Below are 24965 nucleotides of genomic sequence, written 5' to 3' on the forward strand. Positions count from 1 at the left end.
CCGACCGGGCGACGGCGGGCACCCCGGCCCTCCTCGGCCTCTCCTCAGCCGATATCGCCATGAGCTGGGACAATCGGGGTATGGATCGGCTGGACAGGGAAATCCTCGGCATTCTCCAGGAGGACGCCCGGATCTCGTACCGGGACCTGGGCGTACGCGTGGGGCTCAGCGCCAACGCGGCGGGAGACCGCGTCCGCCGGATGCGCCGTGACGGGGTCATCCGGGGCTTCACCGTCATCGTCGACCCGGCCGCCGACACCCGTTCGGGCCTGGTGGTCTTCATCGATGTGACCCTGCGCCTCGACACGACGAACGAGGAGTTCGAGCGCTCGGTGCTGATGCTGCCCGGCATCACGGAGGTGGTGCACGTGACGGGCGGCCACGACTACCTCGTACGGGCCACCGCCGCCGACCCGGCAGCCCTGGACACGCTGCTGCGCCGGCTGAAACGGGAGGCGGGCATCGCCCACTCCAACACCCGGATCGCCCTGCGGGCCGCCCCGAAGCACTGAGCCGCCGCACCCCCGGGCCGGACCGGCTCAGACCGGGGCCTGCCAGGTCACCGTCGTCGGACCGCCGTCCTCGCCGCGCCCGTCGTCCGCGACCACCAAACGCACCCCGGTCCGCCCGTCCGGCAGCCGGACCGTGGCGTCGACCTCCACCTCGATGGCCGACACCCCGGGCCTGCGGTGCGCGGCGGCCAGCGCCCCGCGCAGGGCGGCCAGCAGCTCCCGCCCCGTCTCCTCGCCCACCAGCGCGTCCACCGCCCCGGCGAACCGCACCGACGGCGGGAAGCCCAGCAGGGCCGCCGCGCCCCCGGTCTCCCGCAGCACCCGGCCCCGGAAGGTGCTCGGGGCCCCGGCGGGCGGCTGCTGGAGCGCGAAGATCGCGGTGCGGACCTCCTGGATGGTGGAGTCCAGCTCGTCCACCGCCCGCCCCAGCAGCTCACCGGCCTCCGCCTCCCCACTGCCGCCGGCCTCGTCCGACGCGGCCCGGCGGCGGGTCGACTCCAGCATCATCTCGGTGGCGAAGAGCCGCTGCACCACCAGATCGTGCAGGTCACGGGCGATCCGGTCACGGTCCTCGTACACCGCGAGCTGCTCCCGGTCGGCCTGCGCGTCCGCCAGCACCAGGGCCAGTGCCGCCTGCGAGGCGAACTGGGTCGCCAGCAGCCTGTCCATCTCCGTGTAGGGCCGCTCGCCGCGCCGCCGGGGCAGGGCGAGGGTCCCGATGAGCCGCCCGCCGCTCTGCAGCGGCAGCATCATGCTCGGCCCGAATCGGGAGCGTACGCCGGTGGTCATCCGGGGATCGGTGGCCGAGTCCTCGATGAAGACCGGTTCGCCGCCGAGCAGCTGCACCAGCACCGCCGAACCGGGCTCGATCACCGTGCCGACGATGCCCGCCGGATCGTCCGGCGTGGACGCGGAGACGATCTCCATCCCGCCCTCCTCCGTCGGCTGGAGGATCACCCCGGCCGACGCGCCCGCCAGCACCCGGGCCCGCTCGGCCACCGTCATCAGCGCGTCGGCCGCGTCGGTACCGGTCAACAGGGCCGTGGTGACGGCCGCCGCTCCCGCGATCCAGCGCTCGCGCTGCCGGGCCGTCCCGTACAGCCGGGCGTTGCCGATCGCGATGCCCGCCTGGGCGGCGAGGACCCGCAACAGGGCCCGGTCCGTGTCGTTGAACGGCTCGGACGGCTTCTCGGCGAGGCAGAGGTGCCCGAAGACCTCGGTGCGGACCAGGACCGGCGCCCGGAGGAAGTCCCGCGCCGGAGCACGGCCGGGCGGACGGTCCCGCCGGTCCTCCTCGACCAGGGCGGCCGGCCCGCCGGAGGAGTCGTCCGGGAAGAGGTCGAGGTGCTGCCGCTCCGCCTCCGTCATCCCGGCGGTGTACAGCTCCTCGACCCGGTCCCGGTCCGGGTCCAGCACGCCGAGCGCACCGTGGCGGGCTCCGGTGAGGGCGGTGGAGGCGTCCACGATCTGCTGGAGGGTGGAGCCCAGCTCCAGGTCGCTGCCGACGTTGAGGACGGCCTCCAGGAGCATCGGCAGCCGCCCGACGGCGGACGGGCCGGGCTCGGACGGGCCGGGCTCCACGGGCCCCCTCATCCGGGCCGTCCGCGCCGGCCGTTCCACCGCCCGGTCCGTGCCGACGCGCTCACCCCGCCAGCGGGTTGAGGACCATCGGCTGGATCTTGCCGTCCAGCATCGCGCCCAGACCGAGCACCGAGCAGACGTCGGGGCGCTCGGCGATGTGCACCGGCATCCCGGTCGCGTCGCGCAGCATCTGGTCGAGGCCCGGGAGCAGCGCGCTGCCGCCCACCATCATGATGCCCCGGTCGGCGAGGTCGGCCACCAGGTCCGGCGGGCAGTCGCGGAGCACCTTGCCCACCCCGTCGAGCACCGCGGTGAGCGGCGTGTGGATGGCCTGCCGTACGGCGGCGGTGTCGACCTGCACCGAGCGGGCAAGACCGGTCGCCACGTCGCGGCCGTGGATCTCGGTGAGGGCGGGACCGGTCAGCTGGAGGCCGTTGCCGTGCAGCGCCAGCTGGAGCGGGCGCACGGACTGGCTCGGGAGCAGCAGCTCGTGGTGCTGGCGCAGGTGCTGGATGATCGCCTCGTCGATCGCGTTGCCGCCCACCGGGATCCGGACGGCGGTCACGATCGAGCCCAGCGAGAGCACCGCGATCTGCGTGGTGGCGGCCCCGCAGACCATGATCATGGTGGCGGTCGGCTGCTCGACCGGCAGCCCGCAGCCCACGGCCGCCGCGATCAGGGTGTCCACCAGCTCGACCCGGCGGGCGCCGAGCCCGACCAGGGTCTCCACCGTGGCGCGCTGGGCCAGCGGGTCGGCCTCGTGCGGGGTGCAGGCGGCGGCGCGCAGCCGGGGCTTGCGGCGCAGCTGGCGGCGGAGCTTGTCGCCCAGCAGGTGGCGCAGCATCCGCTGGGCCATCTCGATGTCGACGACGGTGCCGCCGGAGACCGGACGGGCCACCCGGATGTAGTCGGGGGTGCGGCCGGTCATCTGCTCGGCGAGCGCGCCGACGGCGATGAGGGAGCCGGTACGGGTGTTGACGGCGGCGACGCTCGGTTCGTCGACGACGAGCCCGAGCCCCTTGACGTACACCCGGGTCCTCGCGGCCCCGAGATCGACGGCGATGTGGCAACGCTGCAACTGCTCAAGGCTGACGGTCACGGCGAGTTCTCCCGAGAGCGCGGATGGGGGCACCGGCGGCAGCCGGTCTCTCCTTGCATGGTCGCGCTCTCCCGCCCGGCGCGCGCGCTGAGCTGCGCCGTAAGGGGGGCCGGAGCTGACGGTTCCTCAGGTCGACGGCCGGAAGCGGCCTCCGGGGCGGCGGGCCGGGAGCGGCCGCTGGGTGTCAGCGGCTCGGCAGCAGCCGCTGGAACAGGCCCCAGGTGAACTCCGCGACCCGCTCCCGGCCGGTGACCGGGTCGGTGACGGCCAGGGCCCAGCGGGTCGGGGCGCTGCCCTCCATCGGCCGGGCCGGGGGAAAGGCGCGGGCCGCCTCGTCCACGGTGCACGACCACGGGAGCAGCGCGTCCGGAGAGGCCGGCTCGGGCCCGGCCGCGCCCGGGGCCCGCACCAGCCACTCGTTCCACACGGCCCCGCCGGGCCCGGCCGTCACCTCGAACCGCAGGTCGGGCCAGAGCGGCACCGGCCAGAGCAGCGCCTCGCACTCCAGGTCCCCGACCCGGCGCGGCAGGATCGCCTCCGGTTCGCCGAGCACCGAGCGGTAGCGCCGCAGCGACCCCCGCCCCCGCGGCGCCCGGGCCATGGCCTGCCAGCGGCGGTTGGCCTCCCGCATGTCGGCGAGGGAGGCGCTCAGTTCGTGCCGGGCCTCCTCGACCAGACCGGGCTGGTGGTCGGCCATCCGGCGCAGCAGGACGAGCTGGAACTGGAGGGGGCCGAAGGGGGCGGGAGCGGTCATGCCGCCCATCCTCCCGCGTGCCAGGCGTATCGGACCGGCCGTCACCACGATCCGGTCTTCGTCACAGGATCCTCACCTGTGCGGCTTCCCTCGTTGTTCCGCGGACGCCTAACCTGCGGGCGCCATGGATTACTGCCACCCGTGCCGACGGCATCTCAACGGAGCCCTGGCCTGCGCCGGGTGCGGTACGCCCGCCGAGGCACTGGGTCCCTTCGCCGTGCCCGCGCCGGACGTGCGTGACGCGTCGGACGGGGCCGCGCCGCCGGACGGGACGGCCGCGCCGGTCGACGTGGGAAGCCTCCGACGCGACGCCCGGCGTGGCACCCGACGCGATGCCCGGCCGGAAGCCCGGCGCGGTGCCGGAGGCCGGTCCGGTGACCGCCTCGACGTCCGCCCCGCTTCGCGCCGGCGGCCCCGCGGCGGCCGGCGTCGGCGTGGCCGGACCGTCCTGCTCGGAGCCCTCGGGCTGCTCCTCGCGGCGGGCGCGCTGGGCCTGGCGGGCCTGGCCATGGAACCCGGGCCGGGCGACACCGCCGCCGACTACGTACGGGAGTCGCCGTCCGGCCCGTCCGGCGCCGCGCCCGAGGAGTCGTCCGCCGACGAGCCCCGCGATCCCGTCCCGGTCGGCTCCCGGGCCGGGGGGACCACGGGCCCCGCGACCGACGCCTCACCGGCAGGCACGCGCGCCGGTAGCCCCTCGGGGGCGCCGAGCCCCGAGGCCTCCGTCACCGATGAGCCCACCGCCTCCCCGGAACCCGACGAAGCGGACCCGTCCGACGCTCCCGACAGCCCGCCCGCCGATCCGCCGGAGCCGGACGAACCGCGGGACCCGACGACCGCGCCGGCGCCCCCGCCGCCCCCGGTGGAACCGACGCCCGCCCCGACGCCGTCCCCGACCTGCACCCGCTTCCTGTGGTGGTGCGCGTAGGCGCGGCGGTCAGTCGGCCTTGCCCAGCATCCGGCGCAACAGGTCCCGCAGGAGCGTGCGCTCCGCGTCGGAGAGGCCGGACAGCGGCTCCCGGGCGAAGTCCAGCGCGTCCCGCAGCTCGCGGGCGGTGCGCCTGCCCTTCTCCGTCGCGGCGGCCAGCTTGATCCGGCGGTCGGCCGGATCGGGCCTGCGCTCGACCAGCTCCCGGGTCTCCAGCCGGTCGATGATCCCGGTGACGTTGGACGGCTCGCACTTCAGCCTGAGGGCGATCTTCCGCATCGGCAGGGGATCCAGCGAGAGAAGCCCGAGCACCCGCGCCTGCGCCCCGGTGAGGGAGTGCTCGGCGGCGGCCCGGTCGTACTCCTCGTGATAGCGCGCCACGACGGCGCCGATGAGCTCGACGACCTCAAGGGTCAGGGGGTCTGTGCGAGTGGCCATGAGTCACAGCGTACCGATTTACTTGACATCATGAAATATTCAGGAGCATGGTTGTTTCATGTCATGAAGCTTTTCGCGTCACCGGGCGCGGAAGCACACCCCTTCGTATGACATTGAGGAGAACCCGAGCCCATGTCTGCAGCACTTCCCACGTCCAGCCGTGAATGGCACCTGGTCGCCCGCCCGCACGGCTGGCCCAAGGCCGAGGACTTCGCGCTGCGCGAGGCCGAGGTCGCCGCTCCGGCCGAGGGCCACGTCCTCGTCCGCAACAAGTTCTTCTCGGTCGACCCGTACATGCGCGGCCGGATGAACGACGTGAAGTCCTACACCCCGCCCTTCAAGCTCGACCACCCCATGGAGGGCGGCGCGGTCGGCGAGGTCATCGCCTCGAACGCCGAGGGCATCGCCGTCGGCGACCACGTCCTGCACCGCCTCGGCTGGCGCGAGATCGCCGACGTCCCCGCGAAGCACGCGGTCAAGGTCGACCCCGACCTCGCCCCGCTCTCCGCCTACCTCGGTGTGCTCGGTATGACCGGACTCACCGCCTACGCGGGTCTGTTCGACGTCGCCTCCTTCAAGGAGGGCGACGCGGTCTTCGTCTCCGGCGCGGCCGGCGCCGTCGGCAGCCAGGTCGGCCAGATGGCGAAGCTCAAGGGCGCCTCCCGGGTCATCGGCTCCGCGGGCTCCGACGAGAAGGTCAAGCTCCTCACCGAGGAGTACGGCTTCGACGCCGCGTTCAACTACAAGAACGGGCCCGTCCGCGACCAGCTCAAGGAAGCCGCCCCCGACGGCATCGACGTCTACTTCGACAACGTCGGCGGCGATCACCTGGAAGCCGCGATCTCCTCGCTCAACGTGCACGGCCGCGCCACCATCTGCGGAATGATCGCCCAGTACAACGCGACCGAGCCGACCCCCGGCCCGAGCAACATGGCGCTGATCATCGGCAAGCGGCTGCGCCTTCAGGGCGTGCTCGTCGGGGACCACGCCGACCTCCAGCCCCAGTTCGTCCGGGAGGTCGCCGGCTGGCTGGCCTCGGGCGAGCTGAAGTACCGGGAGACGACGGTCGAGGGCATCGAGCACGGCTACGACGCGTTCGTCGGGCTGCTGCGCGGCGAGAACACCGGGAAGATGATCGTTTCGCTGGTCTGACCCGCCCCCTGCCGGTCACGATCACGCGTTAGGCTCGTCCCCAGGCCGTCGCGGTCCGTGGGCGCGAGTCGCGGCGCACCAACAGGAGGAATCCTCACATCATGACCATCCAGAAGATCGACGTCGCCTACACCGCCGTCGCCACCGCCGAGAACGGCCGCGACGGACGGGTCTCCTCCGACGACGGTCAGCTCGACGTCGTCGTCAACCCGCCGAAGGCCATGGGCGGCAGCGGCGCGGGCACCAACCCCGAGCAGCTCTTCGCGGCCGGCTACAGCGCCTGCTTCCAGGGCGCGCTGGGCGTCGTCGCCCGACAGGAGAAGGCCGACATCTCCGGCTCGACCGTGACCGCCTCGGTCTCGATCGGCAAGACGGAGGCCGGCGGCTTCGGCCTGGAGGTCGCGATCAGCGCCTCCATCCCGAACGTCGACGCCGCCACCGCGCAGGCGCTCATCGAGAAGGCCCACCAGGTCTGCCCGTACTCGAACGCCACCCGCGGCAACGTCAACGTCGCGCTCTCGGTCGCCTGACCACAGCGCCGCCGCCGTCGAAGGCAGCAGCGCGTGAGGACCGCATCCCCACCCCGGGGTGCGGTCCTCACCGCTTTTCCCCGCCAGTACGCTGACGCCCATGAGTGATCTCGGGGCGGGTTTCGGCTACTTGATGAAGGGGCAGCGCTGGGTTGCCCAACACGGACGATGGTTCGGCTTCGGGCTGCTGCCCGGACTCGTCACCCTCGTCATCTACGCCGGAGCTCTGATCGGACTCGGCTACGGAGCCGACGACCTCGTGGGCTGGGCGACCCCGTTCGCCGACGACTGGTCCTCGCCCTGGCAGGGGCTCCTGCGCACCGGGCTGACCGCTCTCGTCTTCGTCTTCGGCCTGTTCCTCGCGGTCATCACCTTCACCGCCGTCACCCTCCTGGTCGGCCAGCCCTTCTACGAGTCGCTCTCCGAGGAGGTCGACCGCAGCGAGGGCGGTGAGGTCCCCGAGTCCGGACTGCCGCTCTGGCGGGAACTGTGGATCTCCGCCCGCGACTCCGTGCGCATCCTGCTGCGCGTCGCCCTGTACGGCATCGCCCTCTTCGCCTGCGGTTTCATCCCCGTCATCGGGCAGACCGTGGTCCCCGCGATCGGCTTCTGCGTCTCCGGCTACTTCCTGGCCGAGGAGCTGACCGCCGTGGCCCTCCAGCGCCGGGGCATGGTCCTCAAGGACCGCCTCGTCCTGCTGCGCGGACGCCGGATGCTGGTGCTCGGCTTCGGCGTCCCGCTGACCCTGGCCTTCCTCATCCCCGTGGTCGCGGTGTTCCTGATGCCGGGAGCCGTCGCGGGGGCCACCCTCCTCGCCCGCGACCTGGTCGACCCGGACCCGGCGGCGGACCCGGACCCCGGGCCCGGCACCGCCGACAGCGGTGACGCGCCGGCCCCCCGGGCGTGGTCCGCGTGACCGAGCTGATGGCGGTCGCCGCCATCACCGTCCTCGCGGTCATCTCGCCGGGCGCCGACTTCGCCATGGTCGTGCGCAACAGCTATCTGTACGGGCGCACCACCGGCGTCCTCGCGGCCACCGGCGTCGCGGCGGGCGTCCTGGTCCACGTCACGTACACGATGCTCGGCGTCGGGCTGCTCATCGCCTCCTCGACCGCCCTGTTCACCGCGGTCAAGCTGGCGGGCGCCGCCTATCTCGTCTACATCGGGGTGCGCACCTTCCTGGCCCGCACCGACCTCGACGTCGACCTGGGCGACCGGCCGGGCCTCTCCCCGTTCGGGGCGCTGCGCAGCGGCTTCCTGACCAACGCCCTCAACCCGAAGACGACCCTGTTCGTCGTCGCGACCTTCACCCAGGTCGTCGGGCCCGACACCGCCCTGTGGCAGCAGGCGGGTTACGGCCTGTTCATGTCGGCCGCCCACCTCGGCTGGTTCGCCCTCGTCGCGCTGTTCTTCTCGCACTCCACGCTGCGCGGTGCGATGCTGCGCCGCCAGAAGGCGCTGAACCGCTCGATCGGCTCGGTCCTGGTCGGCCTCGGCGTCACGCTGGGCCTGGCCCGCTGAGCGGAGCGCCGAAGAAGGAGGGGACGAGGTCTCAGCGCACCGAGAACGCGTACTCGGTGCGCGAGACGAACTCCTCGCCCGGCCGGAGCACCGTGGAAGGAAAATCCGGCCGGTTCGGCGAGTCGGGGAAGTGCTGGGTCTCCAGCGCGATCCCGGCACACGGACCGAACGGCCGCCCGTCGAAGTGGTCGGCCGTGTACAGCTGGAGCCCCGGCTCGGTCGTCCGCACCGTCAGCAAGCGCCCGGACGCCGCGTCGTACAGCTCGGCGGCGACCCCGTCCGCCTCCCGGGCCCCCTCCTCCAGCACGAAGTTCTGGTCGTAGCCCGCGCCCACCGCACGCATCCTCCGGAAGTCGAAGCGGGTCCCGGCCACCGGCGCCGGCTCACCCGTCGGCACCGACGCCGCGTCCACCGGGGTCACCTGTCCCGCCGCGATCCGCAGCTGCTGCCCGAGCGCGCTGCCACTGTCCGCGCCCGCCAGATTCCAGTACAGATGGCTCGTCGGGTTCAGCACGGTCGGGGCGTCGGTCACCGCCCGGTAGTCGAGCCTCAGCGCCCCGCCGGGCCCCAGGGTGTACGTCACCGAGAAGTCGAGCCGCCCCGGATACCCCTCGTCCCCGTCCGCCGAGACCAGGGACAGCCGCACCCCGCCCGGGACCGCCACCGCGTCCCACACCCGCTTGTCGAAGCCCCTGGCCCCGCCGTGCAGATGATTGCCGCCCTCATTGGGCGTGAGGCGGTGCGTGCGCCCGTCGAGGACGAACGACGCGTTCCCGATCCGGTTCGCGTACCGCCCGACCACCGCGCCGAAGTAGGGGGACGGGAACTTCTCGTAACCCGCGACGTCCGGCAGCCCGAGCGCCACCTGAGCCCGGGAGCCGTCCCGGCCCGGCGCCTCGACCGACTGCGTGATCGCGCCGTAGGTCAGGACCCGCACCCGGACCCCGTCCCGCTCCAGCGTCCACCGGCCGACCGGCGATCCGTCCGCGAGAGGGCCGAAGTCTTCCGTGTACGTGGCGGTGTCCGCGCTGGTCGTCATGGTCACCGACCCTACGCGGGCGGCTCGGGGGCCGTGACGTTGCGGTAGGCGATCTCCGCCAGCCGGGCCTGGCCGTCGCGGCTCGGGTGGAACCAGTCCCACTGGCTGAGCTGCGTCCCGGTGAAGCGGAAGTCGAACACCGCCCCGCCGTCGTACCGGCAGTAACGGTCCTTCGCGCACACGTCCCGCAGCACCCCGTTGTACGCCACCACCCGCTCCCGCACCGCGTCCCGCCGGGCCACGGCCGCCGGGCCCAGATCGTCCGCGTCGGCCAGCATCGACCGGCAGATCCCGAGCTGCCAGATCTTCTTGCCCAGCTCGTTCACCCGCCCCGTCGACCAGAGCCGCTTCAGGTCCGGCACGCTGGAGACGTACACCTGCGCCTTCGGGGCCCCGGCCCGCAGCTGCCGCATCGACGCCTCGAACGAGGCCCGGAAGTCCGCCACCGGCGTCATCAGCCGCACCGAGTCCCGGCACGCGTCGTTCGCACCCGTCATCACCGTCACCAGCTCCGGCCTCTCCTTCGCCGCCAGCGCCATCTGCTCGGGCAACTGCACCATCCGGGACCCCGACACCGCGTGGTTCCAGCTGCGGTCCGCCGCCCCGGCCGGGCCGAGCAGCCGCACCGCGAGACTGCGCACCGCGTCGTCCGAACCGGTCGCCCATGACACCTCGGGGCAGTCGGCCAGCACCGAACAGGCGTCGAAGCCCCGGGTGATCGAGTCCCCGACCGCCGCGACCGACGCGGGCCGCGGGTTCCAGTCCGGGGCGGGGGAGGGAGAAGGGGACGGCGAGGCGCCGCGCGTGGCCGCGGGCGCGTTCCTCGACACGCCGCCCTCCGCCCCGTCCGCGGAGCATCCGGCCAGCCCGGCGACGCCGGCGCAGGAGAGCGCCGTCAGGGCGGCGGCAACGGTACGCATTCGTGGGCGTGTCGCACGCTCCGGCATCACTCGGATCCCCTCCGGTCAACCAGTGGCCTATGCCTCTGGAAATGCCCCCGGCAAGCACATGATCCCCAGGTCGGGGCGGTGCACGCCCTGCCGGGTGAAAGCAGGCGAATCAGGGGCCCGAGACCGACGGTACGTCACACGGACGGCCCCGGCGCACGGTAGCTTTTCCCCGTCGGTCCAGTGGCGTCCCGCCCGCCCGCGCACACACGGGCGGCTCCGGTACATTACGTCACGTCACATACTGTCCCTTTTCAGGAGATTAACTCCCGATGCTGTTTACTGATGACAACCTCGGGAGCCGGCCGGAAAGAGGCGGTACGGACGCGAGGCCGCTGGGGAAGGCGTACCTCGTCCCACACGGGAGGTTCCGGTGACGACACGTGGAGTCCTGTACGTGCACTCCGCACCGCGCGCGCTGTGCCCACATGTCGAGTGGGCCGTGGCGGGCGTCCTCGGTGTGCGGGTCCAGCTGGACTGGATCAGGCAGCCGGCCGCCCCCGGCACCTGGCGGTCCGAATTCTCCTGGAAGGGCCGCGTCGGCACCGCCTCGCAGCTCGCCTCCGCCCTGCGCGGCTGGGACCTGCTGCGCTTCGAGGTGACCGCCGAGCCGTGCCCCACCGCCGAGGGCGAGCGCTACAGCTCCACCCCCGGCCTCGGCATCTTCCACGCCGTCACCGGCATGCACGGCGACATCCTGGTCCCCGAGGACCGGCTGCGGGCCGCGCTGGCCCGGTCGGTGCGCGGTGAGAGCGACCTGGAGACCGAGATCGCCTCCCTCCTCGGCAAGCCCTGGGACGACGAGCTGGAGTCCTTCCGCCACGCGGGCGAGGGCGCGCCTGTTCGCTGGCTGCACCAGGTGGTCTAGCTGCCGGGGCTCTGCCCCGGACCCCGCTCCTCGATCGCCGGAGGGGCTTGACCGTGCGGAAGCCCGCCTCCCGGACGAACGGGAAGCGGGCTTCAGCCGCAAGGGCAGGCTCAGACCGACCGGAACGCCAGCACCACGTTGTGCCCGCCGAATCCGAACGAGTTGTTGATCGCCGCGATCGGCCCCTCGGGCAGCACCCGCGGCTCACCGCGCACGATGTCCGCGTCGATCGCCTCGTCCAGCTCGTCGATGTTGATGGTCGGCGGAGCGATGCGGTGGTGCAGCGCCAGGACCGTCGCCACGGTCTCGATGCCGCCCGCGCCACCCAGCAGGTGGCCCGTCATCGACTTCGTCGCGGAGATCGCGACGTGGTCGAGGTCGTCGCCCAGCACCTTGCGCAGCGCCTTGATCTCCGCGAGGTCGCCCTGCGGCGTCGACGTGGCGTGCGCGTTGAGGTGGACCACCTCGGACGGCTTGAGGTCGCTGGAGTCCAGCAGGTTCTGCATCGCGGCGGCGATGCCCCGCCCGGTGGGTTCGGGCTGCGCGATGTGGTGGGCGTCGGCCGACAGGCCCTGGCCCAGCACCTCGCAGTAGACCCGCGCGCCCCGCTCGGCGGCGTGCTCGGCGGACTCCAGGACGACGACGCCCGCACCCTCGCCGAGGACGAAGCCGTCCCGGCCGGTGTCGTACGGGCGCGAGGCCGTCTCGGGCTGGTCGTTGTTCTTGGACATCGCCATCATGTTGGCGAACGCGGCGATCGGCAGCGGGTGGATCGCCGCCTCGGTGCCACCGGCGACGACCACGTCGGCACGGCCGGTACGGATCATCTCGACGGCGTACCCGATCGCCTCGGCGCCCGAGGCGCAGGCGGAGACGGGCGTGTGGACACCGGCCTGGGCGTTGACCTCCAGGCCGACGTTGGCCGCCGGGCCGTTGGGCATGAGCATGGGAACGGTGTGCGGGGAGACGCGGCGTACGCCCTTCTCCTTCAGCACGTCGTACTGGTCGAGCAGGGTGGTCACGCCGCCGATGCCGGAGGCGATGACCGAGCCCAGGCGCTCGGGGGCGATGCTCTCGTCCTCGCCGGCCTTGGCGGTGAAGCCCGCGTCCGCCCAGGCCTCGCGGGCCGCGATCAGCGCGAACTGCGCCGAGCGGTCCAGCTTGCGGGCCAGCGGGCGGGGAAGGACGTCGCCCGGGTCGACGGCCGCGAGGGCGGCGATCCGGACGGGCAGTTCGGCGAAGCGCTCGCCTTCGAGAGGCTTGACGCCGGACCGGCCGGCCATCAGACCTTCCCAGGTCGATGCGGAGTCGCCACCCAGCGGAGTGGTTGCGCCGATACCGGTGACGACCACAGTGCGATTGGTCGAGTTCACTGGAAAATCTTCTCCACGTGTAGAGGGTCGTGAATCAGCGGCGCCACCGCCGGGTGGCGACACAGCCGGGCTGGGATCAGCCCTGGTGCTTCAGGATGTACTCGGCGGCGTCGCCGACCGTCTTGAGGTTCTTGACGTCCTCGTCGGGGATCTTGACGTCGAAGCGCTCCTCGGCGGCGACGACGACCTCGACCATGGACAGCGAGTCGACGTCCAGGTCGTCGGTGAAGGACTTGTCCAGCTGGACGTCCTCGACCGGGATACCGGCGATCTCGTTGACGATCTCGGCGAGACCGGTGACGATCTCTTCCTGCGTGGCGGCCATCTTGGCGCTCCTTCGGTGGGTTTCTTCAGGGTTCGTGCGTACGGACCAAAAGGTCCGGTGTGCCTAGGGGAGGGTAACGACCGTCGCGGCGTAGACGAGACCCGCCCCGAAGCCGATGACGAGCGCGGTGTCGCCGCTCTTCGCCTGACCGGTCGCCAGGAGCCGCTCCATCGCGAGCGGAATCGAGGCGGCGGACGTGTTGCCGGTGGACTCGACGTCACGGGCGACCGTGACGTGCTCCGGCAGCTTCAGGGTCTTCACCATCGAGTCGATGATCCGCATGTTGGCCTGGTGCGGAATGAAGACGTCCAGGTCCTCCGGGGCGATCCCGGCCGCGTCCAGCGCCTGCTGGGCGACCTTCGCCATCTCGAAGACGGCCCAGCGGAAGACCGCCTGGCCCTCCTGCGTGATGGCGGGGAACTTGATCTCGCCCTTCGAGTCGAGCGGCAGCTTGGAGACGTCGCCGATGTGCAGGTCGTTCCAGGCCACCGTCTGCTTGATCGTCTCCGACTTGTCGCCCTCGGAACCCCACACGGTCGGGCCGATGGCCGGTTCCTCGGAGGGGCCGACGACGACCGCGCCCGCGCCGTCACCGAACAGGAAGGCCGTCGCGCGGTCCTCCAGGTCGGTCAGGTCGCTGAGCCGCTCCACGCCGATCACGAGGACGTACTCCGCGGAGCCCTCGACGATCATGCCCTTGGCGAGCGTGAGGCCGTAGCCGAAGCCCGCGCAGCCGGCCGAGATGTCGAAGGCGGCGGGCTTGCCCGCGCCGATCCTGTGGGCGATGTCGGTGGCGACGGCCGGGGTCTGCTTGAAGTGCGAGACGGTCGAGACGACGACCGCGCCGATCTGCTCGGGATCGATGCCCGCGTCGGCCATGGCCTTGCCGGACGCCTCGATCGACATCGCGGCCACGGTCTCCTCCTCGGAGGCCCAGTGGCGGGTGACGATGCCGGAGCGGGAGCGGATCCACTCGTCGGACGAGTCGATCGTCTCGAGGATCACCTCGTTCGGCACGACCCGGGTCGGGCGGTAGCCGCCGACCCCGAGGATCCGTGCGTACGGGGCGCCCTTGCTGGGCTTGATCTTCGACATGCTCGCTCCTTAGGCGCCTGCGTGCTCGGAAATGAGCGCGCGGGCCGCGTCGAGGTCGTCGGGGGTCTTGAGCGCGAGTGTCTTCACACCGGGCAGCGCGCGCTTGGCGAGCCCGGTCAGGGTGCCGCCGGGGCTCAGCTCGACGAGTGCGGTGACGCCCAGCGACCGGAAGGTCTCCATGCACAGGTCCCAGCGGACCGGGTTGGCGACCTGCCCGACCAGCCGGGCGACGACCTCGGTGCCGGTGGCCACGGTGTGGCCGTCGGCGTTGGAAACGTAACGCACGGTCGGGTCGCAGACCGTGAGGTCGCCGACCGCCGCGCGCAGCTTCTCCACGGCCGGGGCCATGTGGTGCGTGTGGAACGCGCCGGCCACCTTCAGCGCGACGACCCGGCGCACGCCCTCGGGCTTGTCGGCCTCCAGGGCGGCGATCTGGGCGGCGGTGCCCGCGGCGACGATCTGGCCGCCGCCGTTGACGTTGGCCGCGGTCAGGCCGAGCTTCTCCAGGTGCGGGATCGTTACGTCGGGGTCGCCGCCGAGGAGGGCGGCCATGCCGGTCTCGGAGACCGCGGCGGCCTCGGCCATGCCGAGCCCCCGGGTGCGCACGAAGCGCAGCGCGGCCTCGTCGTCGATGACACCCGCGAGCGCGGCGGCGGTGATCTCACCGACGCTGTGGCCCGCGACGACCGACGGCGAGACGTCCAGGGCGGCTGCCGAGAGCAGTCCGGCGGCGACCAGGAGCGGCTGGGCCACGGCGGTGTCGCGGATCTCGTCCGCGTCGGCGTGCGTGCCGTAGTGGGCAAGGTCGAGCCCGATGGCGTCGGACCAGGCCGCGATGCGGTCGGAGGCACCGGGGAGGTCGAGCCAGGGAGTCAGGAAGCCGGGCGTCTGAGCGCCTTGGCCGGGAGCGACGAGTACGAGCACCCTCACACTCTCTCTTGTGGACGGCTCCGCACGCCCGTGGGGACAGGGACGAAGAACCGTCGGGGGAATTGTTGAAGTCCAACAAAAGTCTAGGACTGAGGATCCGCTGCGGCCAAGCGTCCCAGGATGAGGGCGATCCTCAGCGTGAACGCGGAGCGTACGTCGGAGGGCGACCATCCGGTGACGTCGGTCACACGTCGCAGCCGGTAGCGCACGGTGTTGGGGTGCACGAAAAGCATCCGGGCGGCGCCTTCCAGGCTACTCGCCTGCTCCAGATAGACACTCAGTGTTTCCAGCAGCGCCGAACCGGCCTCTTCCAGCGGTCTGTAGATCTCCTCCACCAACTGGTCCCGCGCGGCCGGGTCTCCGGCCATCGCCCGCTCCGGGAGGAGATCGTCCGCCAGGACCGGCCGGGGTGCGTCCTGCCAGGCCGAGCACGCCTTCAGTCCGGCCGCCGCCGCCTGCGCGGACCGGGTCGCCGCCAGCAGGTCCGGCACCACGGGTCCCGCGACGACCGGCCCGGCGGCGTACGGCCCGATCAGGCCCTTCGCGACCTGGAGAGGGTTGTCGCTGCCGCCCGCGATGACGACGAGGCGGTTGCCCAGGACGCCGGTGAGGACCTGGAGCTTGGCGTGCCGGGCGGCGCGCCGGATAGCCTCCACGGTCAGTTCGCTGTCCCCGTCGGGCGCGGTGCCGAGGATCACGCACACGTGCTCGGGGGAGTTCCAGCCGAGCGCGGCGGCCCGGGACACGGCCCCTTCGTCGGCCTCGCCGGAGAGCACCGCGTTCACCACGAGGGATTCCAGCCGGGCGTCCCAGGCGCCCCGGGCCTCGGCGGCCTGGGCGTACACCTGAGCGGTGGCGAAGGCGATCTCGCGCGCGTAGACGAGGAGCGCCTCCCGCAGCAGCGACTCGTCGCCCGGGGCGGCCACCTCGTCGATCGCGGTCTCCATGACCTCGATCGTGGTGCGCACCATCTCCACGGTCTGCCGCAGGGTGATGGCGCGGGTCAGTTCGCGCGGGGCGGTGCCGAACACATCGGTCGAGATGGCCTGCGGGGTCTCGGGATGCCGGAACCACTCGGTGAACGCGGCGATGCCGGCCTGGGCGACCAGGCCGATCCAGGACCGGTTCTCCGGAGGCATCGCCCGGTACCACGGCAGCGATTCGTCCATGCGGGCAATCGCGTTCGCGGCCAGCCGGCCGGAGGACTGCTCCAGCCGTTTCAGGGTCGCGGCGTGCAGGTGGGCGTCGTGGGCGGGGGGCTGCTCAGGATCGGGTCGGGGCACGAGGACAAGACTGCCTTATCGGGCCGGTGGTTCGATGGGCCGGGGCGACGGTGCCCCGTACCGGCGGGTAGACGAACACCTGACGCAACCGCTCCGCCCCGGCGGCCGTACGCCGGGCGCAACCGCTCCGCTCCGGCGGCCGTACGGCGGGCGCGACCGGTCCCGTTCCCGAGGCCGCATGCCGCCGCGCCACCGTCCCGCTCCCGCGACCTTGCGGCGGGCGCCCCCGGGCTACCGTGGCCGGGTGATTTCCGTGCACCGGTCCGATGACCGTTACCGGGGCGGGGACGAGGCCGCCGGGATCGTCACCCGGCACGCCCTCTCCTTCGGTCCCCACTACGACCCCGACAACCTCCGCTTCGGCCCGATCCTGGCCTGCAACGAGGAGCGCCTCGCCCCGGGCGCGGGCTTCGAGGAACACCCGCACAGCCATACGGAGATCGTCACGTGGGTCGTGGAGGGCGAGCTGACGCACCGCGACTCGGCCGGCCACTCCACCGTCGTCCGCGCCGGGGACGTGGCCCACCTGAGCGCCGCCTCCGGGGTCCGCCACGTCGAACGCAACGACGACACCGGCCCGTTGACCTTCCTCCAGATGTGGCTGGCCCCCCTGGAGCAGGGCGGCGAACCCTCGTACACGGTGGTCCCCGGCATCGCCGACTCCACCCCGTACGCCCTGCCCGGCGCGGGCGCGATGCTCCATGTCCGCCGCCTGGCCATGGGCGAGCGCACCGCGGTGCCCGACGCGGTGCGCGCCTACGTCCACGTGGTGCGCGGGCGGGTCGCCCTGGACGACGAGGAGCTGGGCCCCGGCGACGCCGCCCGGATCACCGGAGCGGAGGGCCTGGAGGCGGTCGCGGTGACGGGGCCGGCGGAGCTGCTGGTGTGGGAGCTGGCGGGGTGAGGCACTCACGGAGGCGCTCGCGAAGGAGAGTGACGGCCTGGTCAGCGATCCTGCCGGACGCCTCCACCTGGACAGTGGTCGTAGCCGGTCCGCCTCCCGCCTCGGATACCGTGTTCCTCTACGGGCTGCCATAACGGATGTGGCGCCCCCTGCCGGAGGCAGCCAGCCTATGAGTTCAAAGCGCAGCAAGAATCCAGCCCTGCCCGTACTTGACGACGCCTTCCGACTCGCGTCGGTCAAGGAGGCCGAAGAGTCCACCCGTGACGCGGCCGCACGGCTGGCCACCACCGAGCTGCGCCGCGTTTCCCACCCGGGCCGGGTCACCTGGGCGCCCACCGATGAGGCCGAGCCCGTACCGGTCCCGCCGACGGTGGTCGACGGCGACGGGGACCTGTGGCTGCGGGACCGGGGCACCGGCACCTGGACCATGCCGGAGTTCAACCCGAAGGAGTTCCCGGCCCGCTGTGGCGAGGTTCTGACGTGGAACGAGCTTGCCTGCGAGTTCGGCCCGCTGACCGGACTGGCCGACGACCGCCGCATGGGCGGCGGCCGGCGCTGACCGCGCAGCCTTCCGGGACGACCGCGCCCCTGAAGCGCCCGCTACGGGTAGCCGGGAGCTCCAGCTCACCGCCCGGCTCGACGACGGCGGCGGGCAGGTGAGCGTGGTGGTGGCGTGCGACCGCCACGGGCAGCGTGGTGCGGGTCTTCAGCCACCCGATGTCCTCGGTGCGGCCGGCGTCGGTGGACCAGCCGGATAGCGGTCGGCCTTCAGCTGCCGTGGTGAGCACGCGGCCCAGCTCGCCGATCGAGTGCTGCCAGTCGGTCGACTGCCCGGGCATGCCGCGCACTGTCGGCAACTTTTCGCGCCGAGGCCCGAGTCCACGGGCTGGTCTGTCCTGTTGCCCTCAAGCCGGCGGGTCCTCACTCGATCTCATCCGAGTGGGCAGATTCTCGCAGACCCGGCTGTGAGCGGCGGATCCGTGCGACGCACCTGTCCAGGTCCACGCCGAGCGGCGGGCCCTCTGCCGGCCGGACGTTCTTGCGGATCCGCTCCTGCTCCATCGCCCGCTTCACCGCTTGTGCTGCCGGAGAGTACTCCTCCGCAAGCGCCGCGGTACGTCCCTTCGTCGTGCGGTAGTAGATCCATCCCCGGCGCTCTGCCCACAGCAAGGCGCGGTCCGCCAGGATCAGGCAGATGCCGGCAGCGACGCCGACTGCCACCACAAGCAGAGTGCTTCTCACACCGCTGGAACGCAGCAGCCCTCTGCCGCGTTCCACGCTCCAGCCGCAGGTCACACCAACCGCGGACGGCAAAAATAACGGGAACGCACAGCGGCCTGGCCGGTTCACGGCAGGATCCGGTTATGGAGAACGAGCTGATGATCGCGTTGATCGGGGCGGGCAGCGCCCTCACTGGCGCCCTGATCGGCGGTACAGCTGCTGTGGTCGGAGCGTCGAAGGCGGCCCGCAGCGCTTATCTGGGATCGCTCGACGTCACGCGTCGCACGGCGCAACGCGAGGTGTATTCCGAGCTCCTGAAAGCCGCACATGCCTACGAGGCGGGGACCAGGGCAGTGCTGGAAGGCGCGGGCTTCCTTCTCGATGACCTGTTCAACGAACTCGAAGGCCTCCCGGCCCGGCACAGCAGCTCCGAACGGGCTGACCTTCGACGGGCGATCTCGTCCGCGGCCGAGCCTCAGCCGGTAGCGGCCGCCGCTCGTCAGGTGGAGCTGGAGGGGCCGTCGAGCGTCGCAGCGGCAGCCCGGGCCGTTCAGGCCGCAGCCGAGCAGCTGGGCGCCACGCTCAGCGGTATCGAGGACGGTTCCGAGGATCCCGACGGGAGCCTGCACCCCTCCACGCGGGCGGATCTCCCCCGGGAACACTTCGAGTTTCTGAAGTCAGCTATCAGCGCGTTCGCCGACATCGCGCGCAAACATCTCAACCACCGCTAGCTGAGCCAGGGCGTGTTTCGAAAGTAGCGCCGTCCGCCCGGAGAGCGGGCTCGACGGCATCTGGTGCGTGCGATCGCAAGGCGGAGGGCCGCCCCGCCGGCCCCGTGGGGTGTCACAGGGAGCGGCGGGCCCGCCAGAGGTCGCGGAGCAGCGCGATCTCGGCCATGTGGTGGATGAGCTCCAGGTTGGCGTTGGCCAGCACGCCGATGTACGGGTCGTCGGGGTCGGAGCCGTACGGATACTGGGAGAGGCCGACCGTGTCGAGCTGCTCGTCGGTGAGCGTGGCGATGCTCGCGCGGTGGCGGTCGATCGTCTCCCAGAACCGGTCGAGCGCCAGGGAGGCGGACGGCGTGAAGTCGACCAGGAGATGCGGGTCCCGCCGCCGTTCGCCGAAGGTCCACTCCCAGCGCCCCGCGAAGTCGGAGTGCAGGTGCCCCAGCCGCCACGCGATGGTGGTGATTGGCACGACGTCGGGCTCCGGCTCACCGGTGAACGCGAGGACCTCCTCGACCCGTTCGGCGCTCACGCTCCAGTCCTCGGCGATCTTCGCCACGGACATCCCGCCCGCCGCCTGCCGCGCGACCTCCGCGTACTCGCTCGCCGGGATCTGCGGCGCCCCCTTGTCGATGACCCACGCGCCGGGCCCGTACGCCCGCGGCGTCACCGCGTCCTCCCGGCGCCGGATCGACCAGCTGCCGGGGGCCGGCTCCCACAGGTACTCCTCGTTCCCGAGGCCTTTCAGCCGGACCTGGGCCATCTCCCGCGCCTGGTCGAACTGTTCGATGATCATGCTCAGCCGGTCGGTCCGTCGATCGTGGTCGTTCATGCGCGGCTCCCTGCTCGTCGCGCCACGCGGTCCACGGCGCACGGGGGGAAGCTAACGGCTCACCTCGCGGCGCGCGACCGAATTCCGGGGAGGACGGGGGCCTGCCGGAAACAGGAGGTCAGGCCTCGGCGCGCTTCTCCCGCTCGTCCGCGATCCGGTCCAGCTCGCGCATCGCCTGGGAGTGCCCGCTCATCCGCCGGCTCACCTGTCCGCTCGTGAACAGCGCGGTCCCCACGAGCGCTACGGGAACGGACAGGCCCAGGACGAGCAGCGCCTCGGGCCAGTCGCGTTCGTCCTGGCAGTAATCGCCCTTCCACAGCCCCTCGCTGGCCGTCCCGCGCTCCGTGAACAGGCGTGCCTCGCACTCGGCGGTGTGGCCGCTGCGTGTCTCGACCGTGTATTCCGTGAGCAGCAGCATCGCGCACCAGCCCCACAACAGGGCCGACAGGAGCAGCAGACCGGCTCCCCAGTTACGTATACGGGTGGACTGCTGCCGGAATTCGAGGTCGAAGTCTCGTGATCGCATGGCGGATGAATCTAGCAGCGTGCGCCGGGCCGCCGATCCACCGATCCGCCTCAGGCCAACGTGCGGGTGAGCCACACCACTTCGCCGTTCTCCTCCATGGAGACGCGGTCCCGTTCGAACGCGAGCTTCTCCAGGACGCGGAGCGACGGGGCGTTCCACGTGGCGACGGTCGACCAGAGCCTCTTCCGCCCGGTGGCCGCGGCGGCTTCGAGCACCGCGCCGGCCGCCTCGGTGGCATAGCCCTGCCCGTGGGCGCGCCGGAACAGCTCGTACGCGATCTCGGGCTCCTCCAGGGTGGAGCGGCCGATGATCAGCCCGGCGTACCCGATGAAGTCGCCCTCCTCGCGGCGTTGGATGGGCAGCAGGGCGATCCCCGTGGTCTCCGTCGCGGAGAGCAGTTCCGCTATGGACGTCCGGATGCGCTCGACCGGGGGCTTCCCCTTGCCGCGTTCGGCGAGCAGGTCGCTGAACGCGGCGGCATCCGATTCGGCCCACGGCCGCAGGATCAGCCGCTCGGTCTCCAGGTGGTAGGGCATGGTCTCGTAGGTCGACATGGGCCCACTCTGCCACCGCGTCCCGACCGGTCACCCGGGGCCGGAAACGTCCTTGCGTGCGCGGACGGCCAGGACGGCGACCAGCAGGGTCGGTACGAGCAGGAGCGAGAAGGTGATGGCGTAGCCCCCGAGCCGGCTCGTCCCCGCGGCCAGCCCGGCGTTGAGGACGGCGGTGGCGAACGCCAGGACGACGACCTGCCCGAGGTTCATGTTGGTCTGCATGGCACTGGTGGTGTGGCCCAGCCGGTCCGGTGCGCTGTGGGAGAGCGACAGCACCGTGACGCACGGGTCGAGCATCCCCATCCCGATCGCCGCCAGCGGCATGGCCGCCATCGCGAGCAGCGGGGAGACGCCGGAGAGACTGCCCGCCACGGCGAAGGCGACGGACACCGCCATGATCAGGGCGCCGACCGTGACGAGCCGGTGCCGGGCGACGTCCTGGAGGAGTCTGCCCTGCGCCCACGACGCGACCGCCCACAGCACGGCGGAGGCGGTGAACGCCGCGCCGACCGTCACCGCGGCCACCCGCCGCTCGGTGATCAGCATCAGCGGCACCAGCGCCTCGACGGTGAAGTACGTACCGGAGGTCAGCCCGCGCAGCAGCACCGCGGTGGGCAGACCCCGGGCACTGCGCCAGGTGCCCTCCGGCAGCAGGCGGGGCGCGAAGACCACCAGCAGCGCGACGCCGGCGACGACGAACAGCAGGTGCCGCACGTCCCACCCGGAGACGCCGTACTGGCCGAGCGCCGCGCCCAGGCTGAGCATCCCCGCGACCACCAGCGGCGGCCGGGAGGCGCGTTCCTCGACGGGCGGGAGGTCGGCGGGCGGGACCTGGTCACTCTCGCCGGAGGGCGCCTTCCTCAACACCGCGACCAGGGCGATCGCGGGCAGCGCGGTCAGCACCGCCAGGCCGTAGAAGACCGTCCGCCACGACCACACCTCGGCGACCACTCCGGCGACCGGCGGCCCGACCAGCGACGGGATGATCCAGCTCGCGCTCATCATCGCGAGCATCCGGGGCCGCAAATACTCCGGATACGACTGCCCGATGGCGGTCGTCACCGACACCGCCACCATCCCGGCCGCCAGACCGTCGACGAAGCGGCCGGCCACCAACTGCCAGACGGAGACGCTGGACGCCGACACCAGCAGCGTCACCACGGAGAGGATCATGCCCAGCGCCAGCGGTCGCCGGGCGCCGGAGCGGTCCGCCCAGTGCCCGCCCAGCACGCCGCCGAGCAGGCTGGCAGCGACAAAGCTGCCCGCCACCAAGGGGAACAGGGACACCCCGTCCAGATCCTCGGCCGCCGTCGGCAGCGTCGGCACCACGGCCAGCGCGGCGAAGCCGGTCAGGAACATCACCGTGGCGAAGGTCAGCGTGGCCGCCGCGTACGGCCGGGAGAAGATGCCCGGCCGGGTGTCGCCGGTGTCGCTGCGTGGGGGTCGGAGGGCCTGTTCCGCGGTCATCGATGTCCCGTTGACGTAGCTCGCCACCCCGAGGCTTGGTCTGGACCACCCGGAGCCAGCGAGAAGCTATGCCACGGGCCGGCCACCGGGCAATCGCTTTTCCGGCGTCGTCGCCCGTCCTTCGTCGGCATCGACACGGCCGTCATCCGCGCTACCGGCGACGCGCGACGTGAGGGCAGCGAACAGCCTTCCGGATCAGCGCCACCGCGGCGGGATGTTCGCCAACTGCCTCAGCGGATCCCAGTCGTCCGGCCGCAGCTTCGGATCATGCCAGGAGGCTCCGTTGCCGACCCAGTAGCCACGCAGTTCACGGACCTGCGACACGGTGTCGTCCCCGATGCCGGACTCGTTGTAGCAGCACGGGCAGATGACGTACCGAGGGGCGCCGTACTCGTCGAACACGGGCTCGCCGTCGTCATGCCCGCAGATCCGGCAGGCGGTCTCGGTTCTGTCGTCGTCCTCGTCCCGCGTGCTCATTCCGGTTCCCGTCCCTTGATCACCGCCCCGGCCGACGCCGAGCAGGGCGGTACGGGGCCAGTCGGCCCTACCGCCCTGCCTCCGGTGAAGTCGTGTCAGCGCAGCCCGTCCACGAACGCCTGCCAGGCGTGGGCCCCGAGGACGATGGCGGGACCGGTCGGGTTCTTGCTGTCGCGGACGGGGACGGACCCGCAGGTGGGGTTGGCGGCGACCTCGACGCACTCGCCGCCGGTGCTGCCGCTGTACGAGGAGGTCCGCCAGGCCGCGCCCCCGGTCAGGGTGCACTCGACACAGTCGCCGCCGGTGTTCCCGCTGTGGCTCGACTTGCGCCAGTCCGCGTGCTTCAGGTCAGGGTCGGTCTCCATAACGCTCCTCCATCACGCGGCTGATCCGCGCCACCGATTCCTCGACGGAGAGTGCGGTGGCCTGGAGGTGAGCGTATCGGAGCGAGGCCTCCCGGACCGTTTCGGGGCTGGCCGTCATATGGCCGGAGATGACGTCCTCGGTGTAGACGATCTCCGGGTCGTCGTCGAAGCGCAGCTGGTTGAACGAGCCCGCCAGGCTCGCGTGTTCACCCGCCTCGAACGGCAGCACCTGGATCCGCATCCAACGGTGCGTCGCGTAGTCCAACAGCCTCTGGAGTTGGGCCCGCATCACCTCGTGCCCGCCGATCGGCCGGTACAGCACCGCCTCGTCCAGGATCGCCCAGGCCAGCGGCGGCTTCTCCCGCTCCAGGATCCGCTGGCGCTCCATCCGGGCGGCGAGCAGACCCTCCAGACCGTCGGGCATGCCGGTGGCCAGGACCGCTCGCGCGTACTCCTCCGTCTGCAACAGCCCGTACACCACCTGCGCCTGGTACGTCGAGATGTACGCGGCCTTCGCCTCCATGTCCGCGTACGGCTGGAACCACGTCGGCAACTGGCTCCGCAGCACCAGCCCCACCAGCCGCGAGAACGTCCCGTCCGTCCCCAGCGCCGCGTCCAGCCGCTCCGAGAAGTCGCGGGTGGGGATCTTTCTCGTCGTCTCGACCTGGCCGATCAGCGAGCCGGTGCAGAAGATGATGTCGCCCAACTGCGGTTGCGTGAGCTTCTGGGCCTCGCGTCGGCGGCGCAACTCCCCGCCGTAGTAGGCGAGCGGGGAAGCGTCGGGATCGAGCGTCTGGATGTTGGCCACGGATGGACCTCCGGGTGCAACGCCTCGCGGCGTTCGTTTCGGTACGTAGCCGAACGTATCCATCCCGTCGCAGCCTGGTGGCATGAAACACGTACTTGTCCCCCGGAGGAATCCCGGGGAGCCCGTCTACCGCGCCGACTTCGCCCTCGGCGAGCACTCCGCCCGGCATCTGCGCCGCGTCCTGCGGCTCTACCTCACGGCGTGGGAGCTGCTGTTCCTCGCCGACGCCGCGGAGCTGGCGCTCACCGAGCTGATCGCCAACGTCGTGCGGCACGTGCCCGACCGGCGCGGCCGGACCTTCATCTTCCGGCTGCCGCGCGGCGAGGGCGTACGCGTCGAAGTGGCGGACAGCAGCCCCGCCGTGCCCCTCGCCATCACGGGTGACCCGCTGGACGAGGGAGGCAGGGGGCTGGTCCTGGTCGACGCCGTCACCGACGACTGGGGCATCGTCAAGCGGTGGGACGGCAGCGGGAAGACCGTCTGGTTCGAGTGCCTGACGCCGCCGGAGAAGGGCGGCAGCCGGTTCAGGACAGCTCGGCCGGAACCGCGTCCGTGAACGGCGTCCACGCCTGTGCCGCCCACGGCCCGAACGCCCGGTCCGTCAGCGCGACGCAGGCCTCCGGGGAGGACGAGTTCCCCGGCCGGTGCGGGGACTCGGCGTCGCGGTTCTCGCATCCGGGGCCCCGGTCGTCCGGGCTCCGGTGGCCGTAG

Annotated in this window: 30 protein-coding genes and 1 pseudogene; 11 read left to right on the forward strand and 20 right to left on the reverse strand. The window is 72.1% G+C overall.

Annotation, left to right across the window (positions count from 1 at the left end):
- Positions 1-80 precede the first annotated feature (80 nt).
- A complete protein-coding gene (locus tag ACIRJT_RS22900; protein WP_097915856.1) occupies positions 81-512 on the forward strand; it encodes an Lrp/AsnC family transcriptional regulator in 432 nt (143 codons plus the stop codon).
- 27 nt (positions 513-539) lie between these two features.
- Here the strand turns inward: ACIRJT_RS22900 and ACIRJT_RS22905 are convergent, their stop codons facing one another.
- From ACIRJT_RS22905 to ACIRJT_RS22915, 3 genes are all read right to left on the reverse strand, one after another.
- Positions 540-2105, reverse strand: a complete 1566-nt coding sequence (locus ACIRJT_RS22905) for a GAF domain-containing protein (protein WP_403911875.1) — start codon at positions 2103-2105, stop codon at positions 540-542.
- Positions 2106-2154: 49 nt separating this feature from the next.
- Complete coding sequence (locus ACIRJT_RS22910) at positions 2155-3192, reverse strand: rod shape-determining protein (protein WP_403911878.1); 1038 nt, start codon at positions 3190-3192, stop codon at positions 2155-2157.
- A 184-nt stretch (positions 3193-3376) separates the two neighbouring features.
- Positions 3377-3946 (reverse strand): hypothetical protein, encoded by a 570-nt coding sequence (locus ACIRJT_RS22915; protein WP_403911881.1) that lies wholly within the window; start codon positions 3944-3946, stop codon positions 3377-3379.
- A gap of 124 nt (positions 3947-4070) precedes the next feature.
- On the opposite strand from ACIRJT_RS22915, the gene ACIRJT_RS22920 reads away from it, so the two are divergent.
- Positions 4071-4874 (forward strand): hypothetical protein, encoded by an 804-nt coding sequence (locus tag ACIRJT_RS22920; RefSeq protein ID WP_403911884.1) that lies wholly within the window; start codon positions 4071-4073, stop codon positions 4872-4874.
- Between the two features lie 9 nt (positions 4875-4883).
- Here the strand turns inward: ACIRJT_RS22920 and ACIRJT_RS22925 are convergent, their stop codons facing one another.
- Positions 4884-5312: a MarR family winged helix-turn-helix transcriptional regulator gene (locus ACIRJT_RS22925; protein ID WP_403911886.1), complete on the reverse strand. Its 429-nt coding sequence runs from the start codon at positions 5310-5312 to the stop codon at positions 4884-4886.
- Positions 5313-5444: 132 nt separating this feature from the next.
- Here ACIRJT_RS22925 and ACIRJT_RS22930 point away from each other — a divergent pair, with 132 nt between their 5' ends.
- The 4 genes from ACIRJT_RS22930 (at position 5445) to ACIRJT_RS22945 (ending at position 8515) form a co-directional block, all read left to right on the forward strand.
- Positions 5445-6464 carry an NADP-dependent oxidoreductase gene (locus ACIRJT_RS22930; protein ID WP_403911889.1) on the forward strand — a complete coding sequence of 340 codons (1020 nt, stop codon included), beginning with the start codon at positions 5445-5447 and terminating at the stop codon, positions 6462-6464.
- Between the two features lie 101 nt (positions 6465-6565).
- On the forward strand, positions 6566-6994 hold the full coding sequence (locus ACIRJT_RS22935; protein WP_403911892.1) for an organic hydroperoxide resistance protein: 429 nt from the start codon (positions 6566-6568) through the stop codon (positions 6992-6994).
- A 100-nt stretch (positions 6995-7094) separates the two neighbouring features.
- Entirely contained in the window at positions 7095-7910 is an 816-nt protein-coding gene (locus tag ACIRJT_RS22940) for an EI24 domain-containing protein (protein WP_403911894.1), read from the forward strand.
- On the forward strand, positions 7907-8515 hold the full coding sequence (locus tag ACIRJT_RS22945; protein WP_403911897.1) for a LysE family transporter: 609 nt from the start codon (positions 7907-7909) through the stop codon (positions 8513-8515). Before ACIRJT_RS22940 ends, ACIRJT_RS22945 begins: the two co-directional genes overlap by 4 nt.
- Positions 8516-8546: 31 nt before the next feature.
- On the opposite strand, the gene ACIRJT_RS22950 is transcribed toward ACIRJT_RS22945, so the two are convergent.
- Both ACIRJT_RS22950 and ACIRJT_RS22955 read right to left on the reverse strand, forming a co-directional pair.
- Positions 8547-9554 carry an aldose epimerase family protein gene (locus tag ACIRJT_RS22950; RefSeq protein ID WP_403911899.1) on the reverse strand — a complete coding sequence of 336 codons (1008 nt, stop codon included), beginning with the start codon at positions 9552-9554 and terminating at the stop codon, positions 8547-8549.
- 11 nt (positions 9555-9565) lie between these two features.
- On the reverse strand, positions 9566-10474 hold the full coding sequence (locus ACIRJT_RS22955) for an SGNH/GDSL hydrolase family protein (RefSeq protein WP_403911902.1): 909 nt from the start codon (positions 10472-10474) through the stop codon (positions 9566-9568).
- Positions 10475-10874: 400 nt separating this feature from the next.
- Here ACIRJT_RS22955 and ACIRJT_RS22960 point away from each other — a divergent pair, with 400 nt between their 5' ends.
- Positions 10875-11369 (forward strand): DUF3145 domain-containing protein, encoded by a 495-nt coding sequence (locus ACIRJT_RS22960; RefSeq protein WP_403911904.1) that lies wholly within the window; start codon positions 10875-10877, stop codon positions 11367-11369.
- A gap of 110 nt (positions 11370-11479) precedes the next feature.
- On the opposite strand, the gene fabF is transcribed toward ACIRJT_RS22960, so the two are convergent.
- The 5 genes from fabF to ACIRJT_RS22985 all read right to left on the reverse strand — a co-directional run bounded on the left by fabF (position 11480) and on the right by ACIRJT_RS22985 (position 16375).
- The gene (gene fabF, locus ACIRJT_RS22965; protein ID WP_403911905.1) at positions 11480-12742 is read right to left on the reverse strand and encodes a beta-ketoacyl-ACP synthase II; all 1263 of its coding nucleotides are present in this window, start codon (positions 12740-12742) and stop codon (positions 11480-11482) included.
- 76 nt (positions 12743-12818) lie between these two features.
- Positions 12819-13067: an acyl carrier protein gene (locus ACIRJT_RS22970; protein WP_028439857.1), complete on the reverse strand. Its 249-nt coding sequence runs from the start codon at positions 13065-13067 to the stop codon at positions 12819-12821.
- A 63-nt stretch (positions 13068-13130) separates the two neighbouring features.
- On the reverse strand, positions 13131-14162 hold the full coding sequence (locus tag ACIRJT_RS22975; RefSeq protein ID WP_403911907.1) for a ketoacyl-ACP synthase III: 1032 nt from the start codon (positions 14160-14162) through the stop codon (positions 13131-13133).
- Positions 14163-14171: 9 nt separating this feature from the next.
- A complete protein-coding gene (locus ACIRJT_RS22980) occupies positions 14172-15086 on the reverse strand; it encodes an ACP S-malonyltransferase (protein WP_403911910.1) in 915 nt (304 codons plus the stop codon).
- Between the two features lie 89 nt (positions 15087-15175).
- Positions 15176-16375, reverse strand: coding sequence for a PucR family transcriptional regulator (locus ACIRJT_RS22985; protein ID WP_403911913.1), 1200 nt, complete (start codon positions 16373-16375; stop codon positions 15176-15178).
- A 244-nt stretch (positions 16376-16619) separates the two neighbouring features.
- Here ACIRJT_RS22985 and ACIRJT_RS22990 point away from each other — a divergent pair, with 244 nt between their 5' ends.
- A complete protein-coding gene (locus ACIRJT_RS22990) occupies positions 16620-17279 on the forward strand; it encodes a pirin family protein (protein ID WP_403911915.1) in 660 nt (219 codons plus the stop codon).
- Between the two features lie 169 nt (positions 17280-17448).
- Positions 17449-17838, forward strand: coding sequence for a hypothetical protein (locus ACIRJT_RS22995; RefSeq protein ID WP_403911918.1), 390 nt, complete (start codon positions 17449-17451; stop codon positions 17836-17838).
- A 362-nt stretch (positions 17839-18200) separates the two neighbouring features.
- On the opposite strand, the gene ACIRJT_RS23000 is transcribed toward ACIRJT_RS22995, so the two are convergent.
- Positions 18201-18500 carry a hypothetical protein gene (locus ACIRJT_RS23000; protein ID WP_403911921.1) on the reverse strand — a complete coding sequence of 100 codons (300 nt, stop codon included), beginning with the start codon at positions 18498-18500 and terminating at the stop codon, positions 18201-18203.
- A gap of 143 nt (positions 18501-18643) precedes the next feature.
- Between ACIRJT_RS23000 and ACIRJT_RS23005 the strand changes: the two genes are divergently transcribed.
- Positions 18644-19231, forward strand: a complete 588-nt coding sequence (locus ACIRJT_RS23005; RefSeq protein ID WP_403911923.1) for a hypothetical protein — start codon at positions 18644-18646, stop codon at positions 19229-19231.
- Positions 19232-19343: 112 nt separating this feature from the next.
- Here ACIRJT_RS23005 and ACIRJT_RS23010 read toward each other — a convergent pair whose 3' ends face one another.
- From ACIRJT_RS23010 to ACIRJT_RS23040, 7 genes are all read right to left on the reverse strand, one after another.
- On the reverse strand, positions 19344-20057 hold the full coding sequence (locus ACIRJT_RS23010; RefSeq protein ID WP_403911925.1) for a DinB family protein: 714 nt from the start codon (positions 20055-20057) through the stop codon (positions 19344-19346).
- Between the two features lie 118 nt (positions 20058-20175).
- Entirely contained in the window at positions 20176-20583 is a 408-nt protein-coding gene (locus ACIRJT_RS23015; protein WP_403911928.1) for a hypothetical protein, read from the reverse strand.
- A gap of 50 nt (positions 20584-20633) precedes the next feature.
- Positions 20634-21137: a GNAT family N-acetyltransferase gene (locus tag ACIRJT_RS23020; RefSeq protein ID WP_403911930.1), complete on the reverse strand. Its 504-nt coding sequence runs from the start codon at positions 21135-21137 to the stop codon at positions 20634-20636.
- A gap of 30 nt (positions 21138-21167) precedes the next feature.
- Complete coding sequence (locus ACIRJT_RS23025; protein ID WP_403911933.1) at positions 21168-22604, reverse strand: MFS transporter; 1437 nt, start codon at positions 22602-22604, stop codon at positions 21168-21170.
- Positions 22605-22799: 195 nt separating this feature from the next.
- The gene (locus ACIRJT_RS23030; RefSeq protein ID WP_403911936.1) at positions 22800-23081 is read right to left on the reverse strand and encodes a hypothetical protein; all 282 of its coding nucleotides are present in this window, start codon (positions 23079-23081) and stop codon (positions 22800-22802) included.
- A gap of 95 nt (positions 23082-23176) precedes the next feature.
- Positions 23177-23446, reverse strand: coding sequence for a DUF397 domain-containing protein (locus ACIRJT_RS23035; RefSeq protein ID WP_403911937.1), 270 nt, complete (start codon positions 23444-23446; stop codon positions 23177-23179).
- Positions 23430-24254 carry a helix-turn-helix transcriptional regulator gene (locus tag ACIRJT_RS23040; RefSeq protein ID WP_403911940.1) on the reverse strand — a complete coding sequence of 275 codons (825 nt, stop codon included), beginning with the start codon at positions 24252-24254 and terminating at the stop codon, positions 23430-23432. Before ACIRJT_RS23040 ends, ACIRJT_RS23035 begins: the two co-directional genes overlap by 17 nt.
- An 82-nt stretch (positions 24255-24336) precedes the next feature.
- On the opposite strand from ACIRJT_RS23040, the gene ACIRJT_RS23045 reads away from it, so the two are divergent.
- Positions 24337-24810 (forward strand): ATP-binding protein, encoded by a 474-nt coding sequence (locus tag ACIRJT_RS23045; RefSeq protein WP_403911942.1) that lies wholly within the window; start codon positions 24337-24339, stop codon positions 24808-24810.
- On the opposite strand, the pseudogene ACIRJT_RS23050 reads toward ACIRJT_RS23045, so the two are convergent.
- Positions 24779-24964, reverse strand: a pseudogene (locus tag ACIRJT_RS23050) (serine hydrolase); the annotation flags it as partial. The gene ACIRJT_RS23045 and the pseudogene ACIRJT_RS23050 sit on opposite strands and share 32 nt — an antisense overlap.
- Position 24965: the final 1 nt, after the last annotated feature.

Source organism: Streptomyces sp. NPDC102283, assembly GCF_044766265.1.
Classification (GTDB): domain Bacteria; phylum Actinomycetota; class Actinomycetes; order Streptomycetales; family Streptomycetaceae; genus Streptomyces.

Bases quoted from the DNA above. Each gene is read 5' to 3' on its own strand.
- ACIRJT_RS22970 (WP_028439857.1), bottom strand. From the start codon at position 13,067: ATGGCCGCCACGCAGGAAGAGATCGTCACCGGTCTCGCCGAGATCGTC.
- ACIRJT_RS22955 (WP_403911902.1), bottom strand. From the start codon at position 10,474: ATGCGTACCGTTGCCGCCGCCCTGACGGCGCTCTCCTGCGCCGGCGTC.
- ACIRJT_RS23010 (WP_403911925.1), bottom strand. From the start codon at position 20,057: ATGAACGACCACGATCGACGGACCGACCGGCTGAGCATGATCATCGAA.
- ACIRJT_RS22915 (WP_403911881.1), bottom strand. From the start codon at position 3,946: ATGACCGCTCCCGCCCCCTTCGGCCCCCTCCAGTTCCAGCTCGTCCTG.
- ACIRJT_RS22905 (WP_403911875.1), bottom strand. From the start codon at position 2,105: ATGAGGGGGCCCGTGGAGCCCGGCCCGTCCGAGCCCGGCCCGTCCGCC.
- ACIRJT_RS22975 (WP_403911907.1), bottom strand. From the start codon at position 14,162: ATGTCGAAGATCAAGCCCAGCAAGGGCGCCCCGTACGCACGGATCCTC.
- ACIRJT_RS22935 (WP_403911892.1), top strand. From the start codon at position 6,566: ATGACCATCCAGAAGATCGACGTCGCCTACACCGCCGTCGCCACCGCC.
- ACIRJT_RS22950 (WP_403911899.1), bottom strand. From the start codon at position 9,554: ATGACGACCAGCGCGGACACCGCCACGTACACGGAAGACTTCGGCCCT.
- ACIRJT_RS23015 (WP_403911928.1), bottom strand. From the start codon at position 20,583: ATGCGATCACGAGACTTCGACCTCGAATTCCGGCAGCAGTCCACCCGT.
- ACIRJT_RS22995 (WP_403911918.1), top strand. From the start codon at position 17,449: ATGAGTTCAAAGCGCAGCAAGAATCCAGCCCTGCCCGTACTTGACGAC.
- ACIRJT_RS23030 (WP_403911936.1), bottom strand. From the start codon at position 23,081: ATGAGCACGCGGGACGAGGACGACGACAGAACCGAGACCGCCTGCCGG.
- ACIRJT_RS22925 (WP_403911886.1), bottom strand. From the start codon at position 5,312: ATGGCCACTCGCACAGACCCCCTGACCCTTGAGGTCGTCGAGCTCATC.
- ACIRJT_RS23035 (WP_403911937.1), bottom strand. From the start codon at position 23,446: ATGGAGACCGACCCTGACCTGAAGCACGCGGACTGGCGCAAGTCGAGC.
- ACIRJT_RS22930 (WP_403911889.1), top strand. From the start codon at position 5,445: ATGTCTGCAGCACTTCCCACGTCCAGCCGTGAATGGCACCTGGTCGCC.
- ACIRJT_RS22900 (WP_097915856.1), top strand. From the start codon at position 81: ATGGATCGGCTGGACAGGGAAATCCTCGGCATTCTCCAGGAGGACGCC.
- ACIRJT_RS23005 (WP_403911923.1), top strand. From the start codon at position 18,644: ATGGAGAACGAGCTGATGATCGCGTTGATCGGGGCGGGCAGCGCCCTC.
- ACIRJT_RS23020 (WP_403911930.1), bottom strand. From the start codon at position 21,137: ATGTCGACCTACGAGACCATGCCCTACCACCTGGAGACCGAGCGGCTG.
- ACIRJT_RS23025 (WP_403911933.1), bottom strand. From the start codon at position 22,604: ATGACCGCGGAACAGGCCCTCCGACCCCCACGCAGCGACACCGGCGAC.
- ACIRJT_RS22940 (WP_403911894.1), top strand. From the start codon at position 7,095: ATGAGTGATCTCGGGGCGGGTTTCGGCTACTTGATGAAGGGGCAGCGC.
- ACIRJT_RS22920 (WP_403911884.1), top strand. From the start codon at position 4,071: ATGGATTACTGCCACCCGTGCCGACGGCATCTCAACGGAGCCCTGGCC.
- ACIRJT_RS23045 (WP_403911942.1), top strand. From the start codon at position 24,337: ATGAAACACGTACTTGTCCCCCGGAGGAATCCCGGGGAGCCCGTCTAC.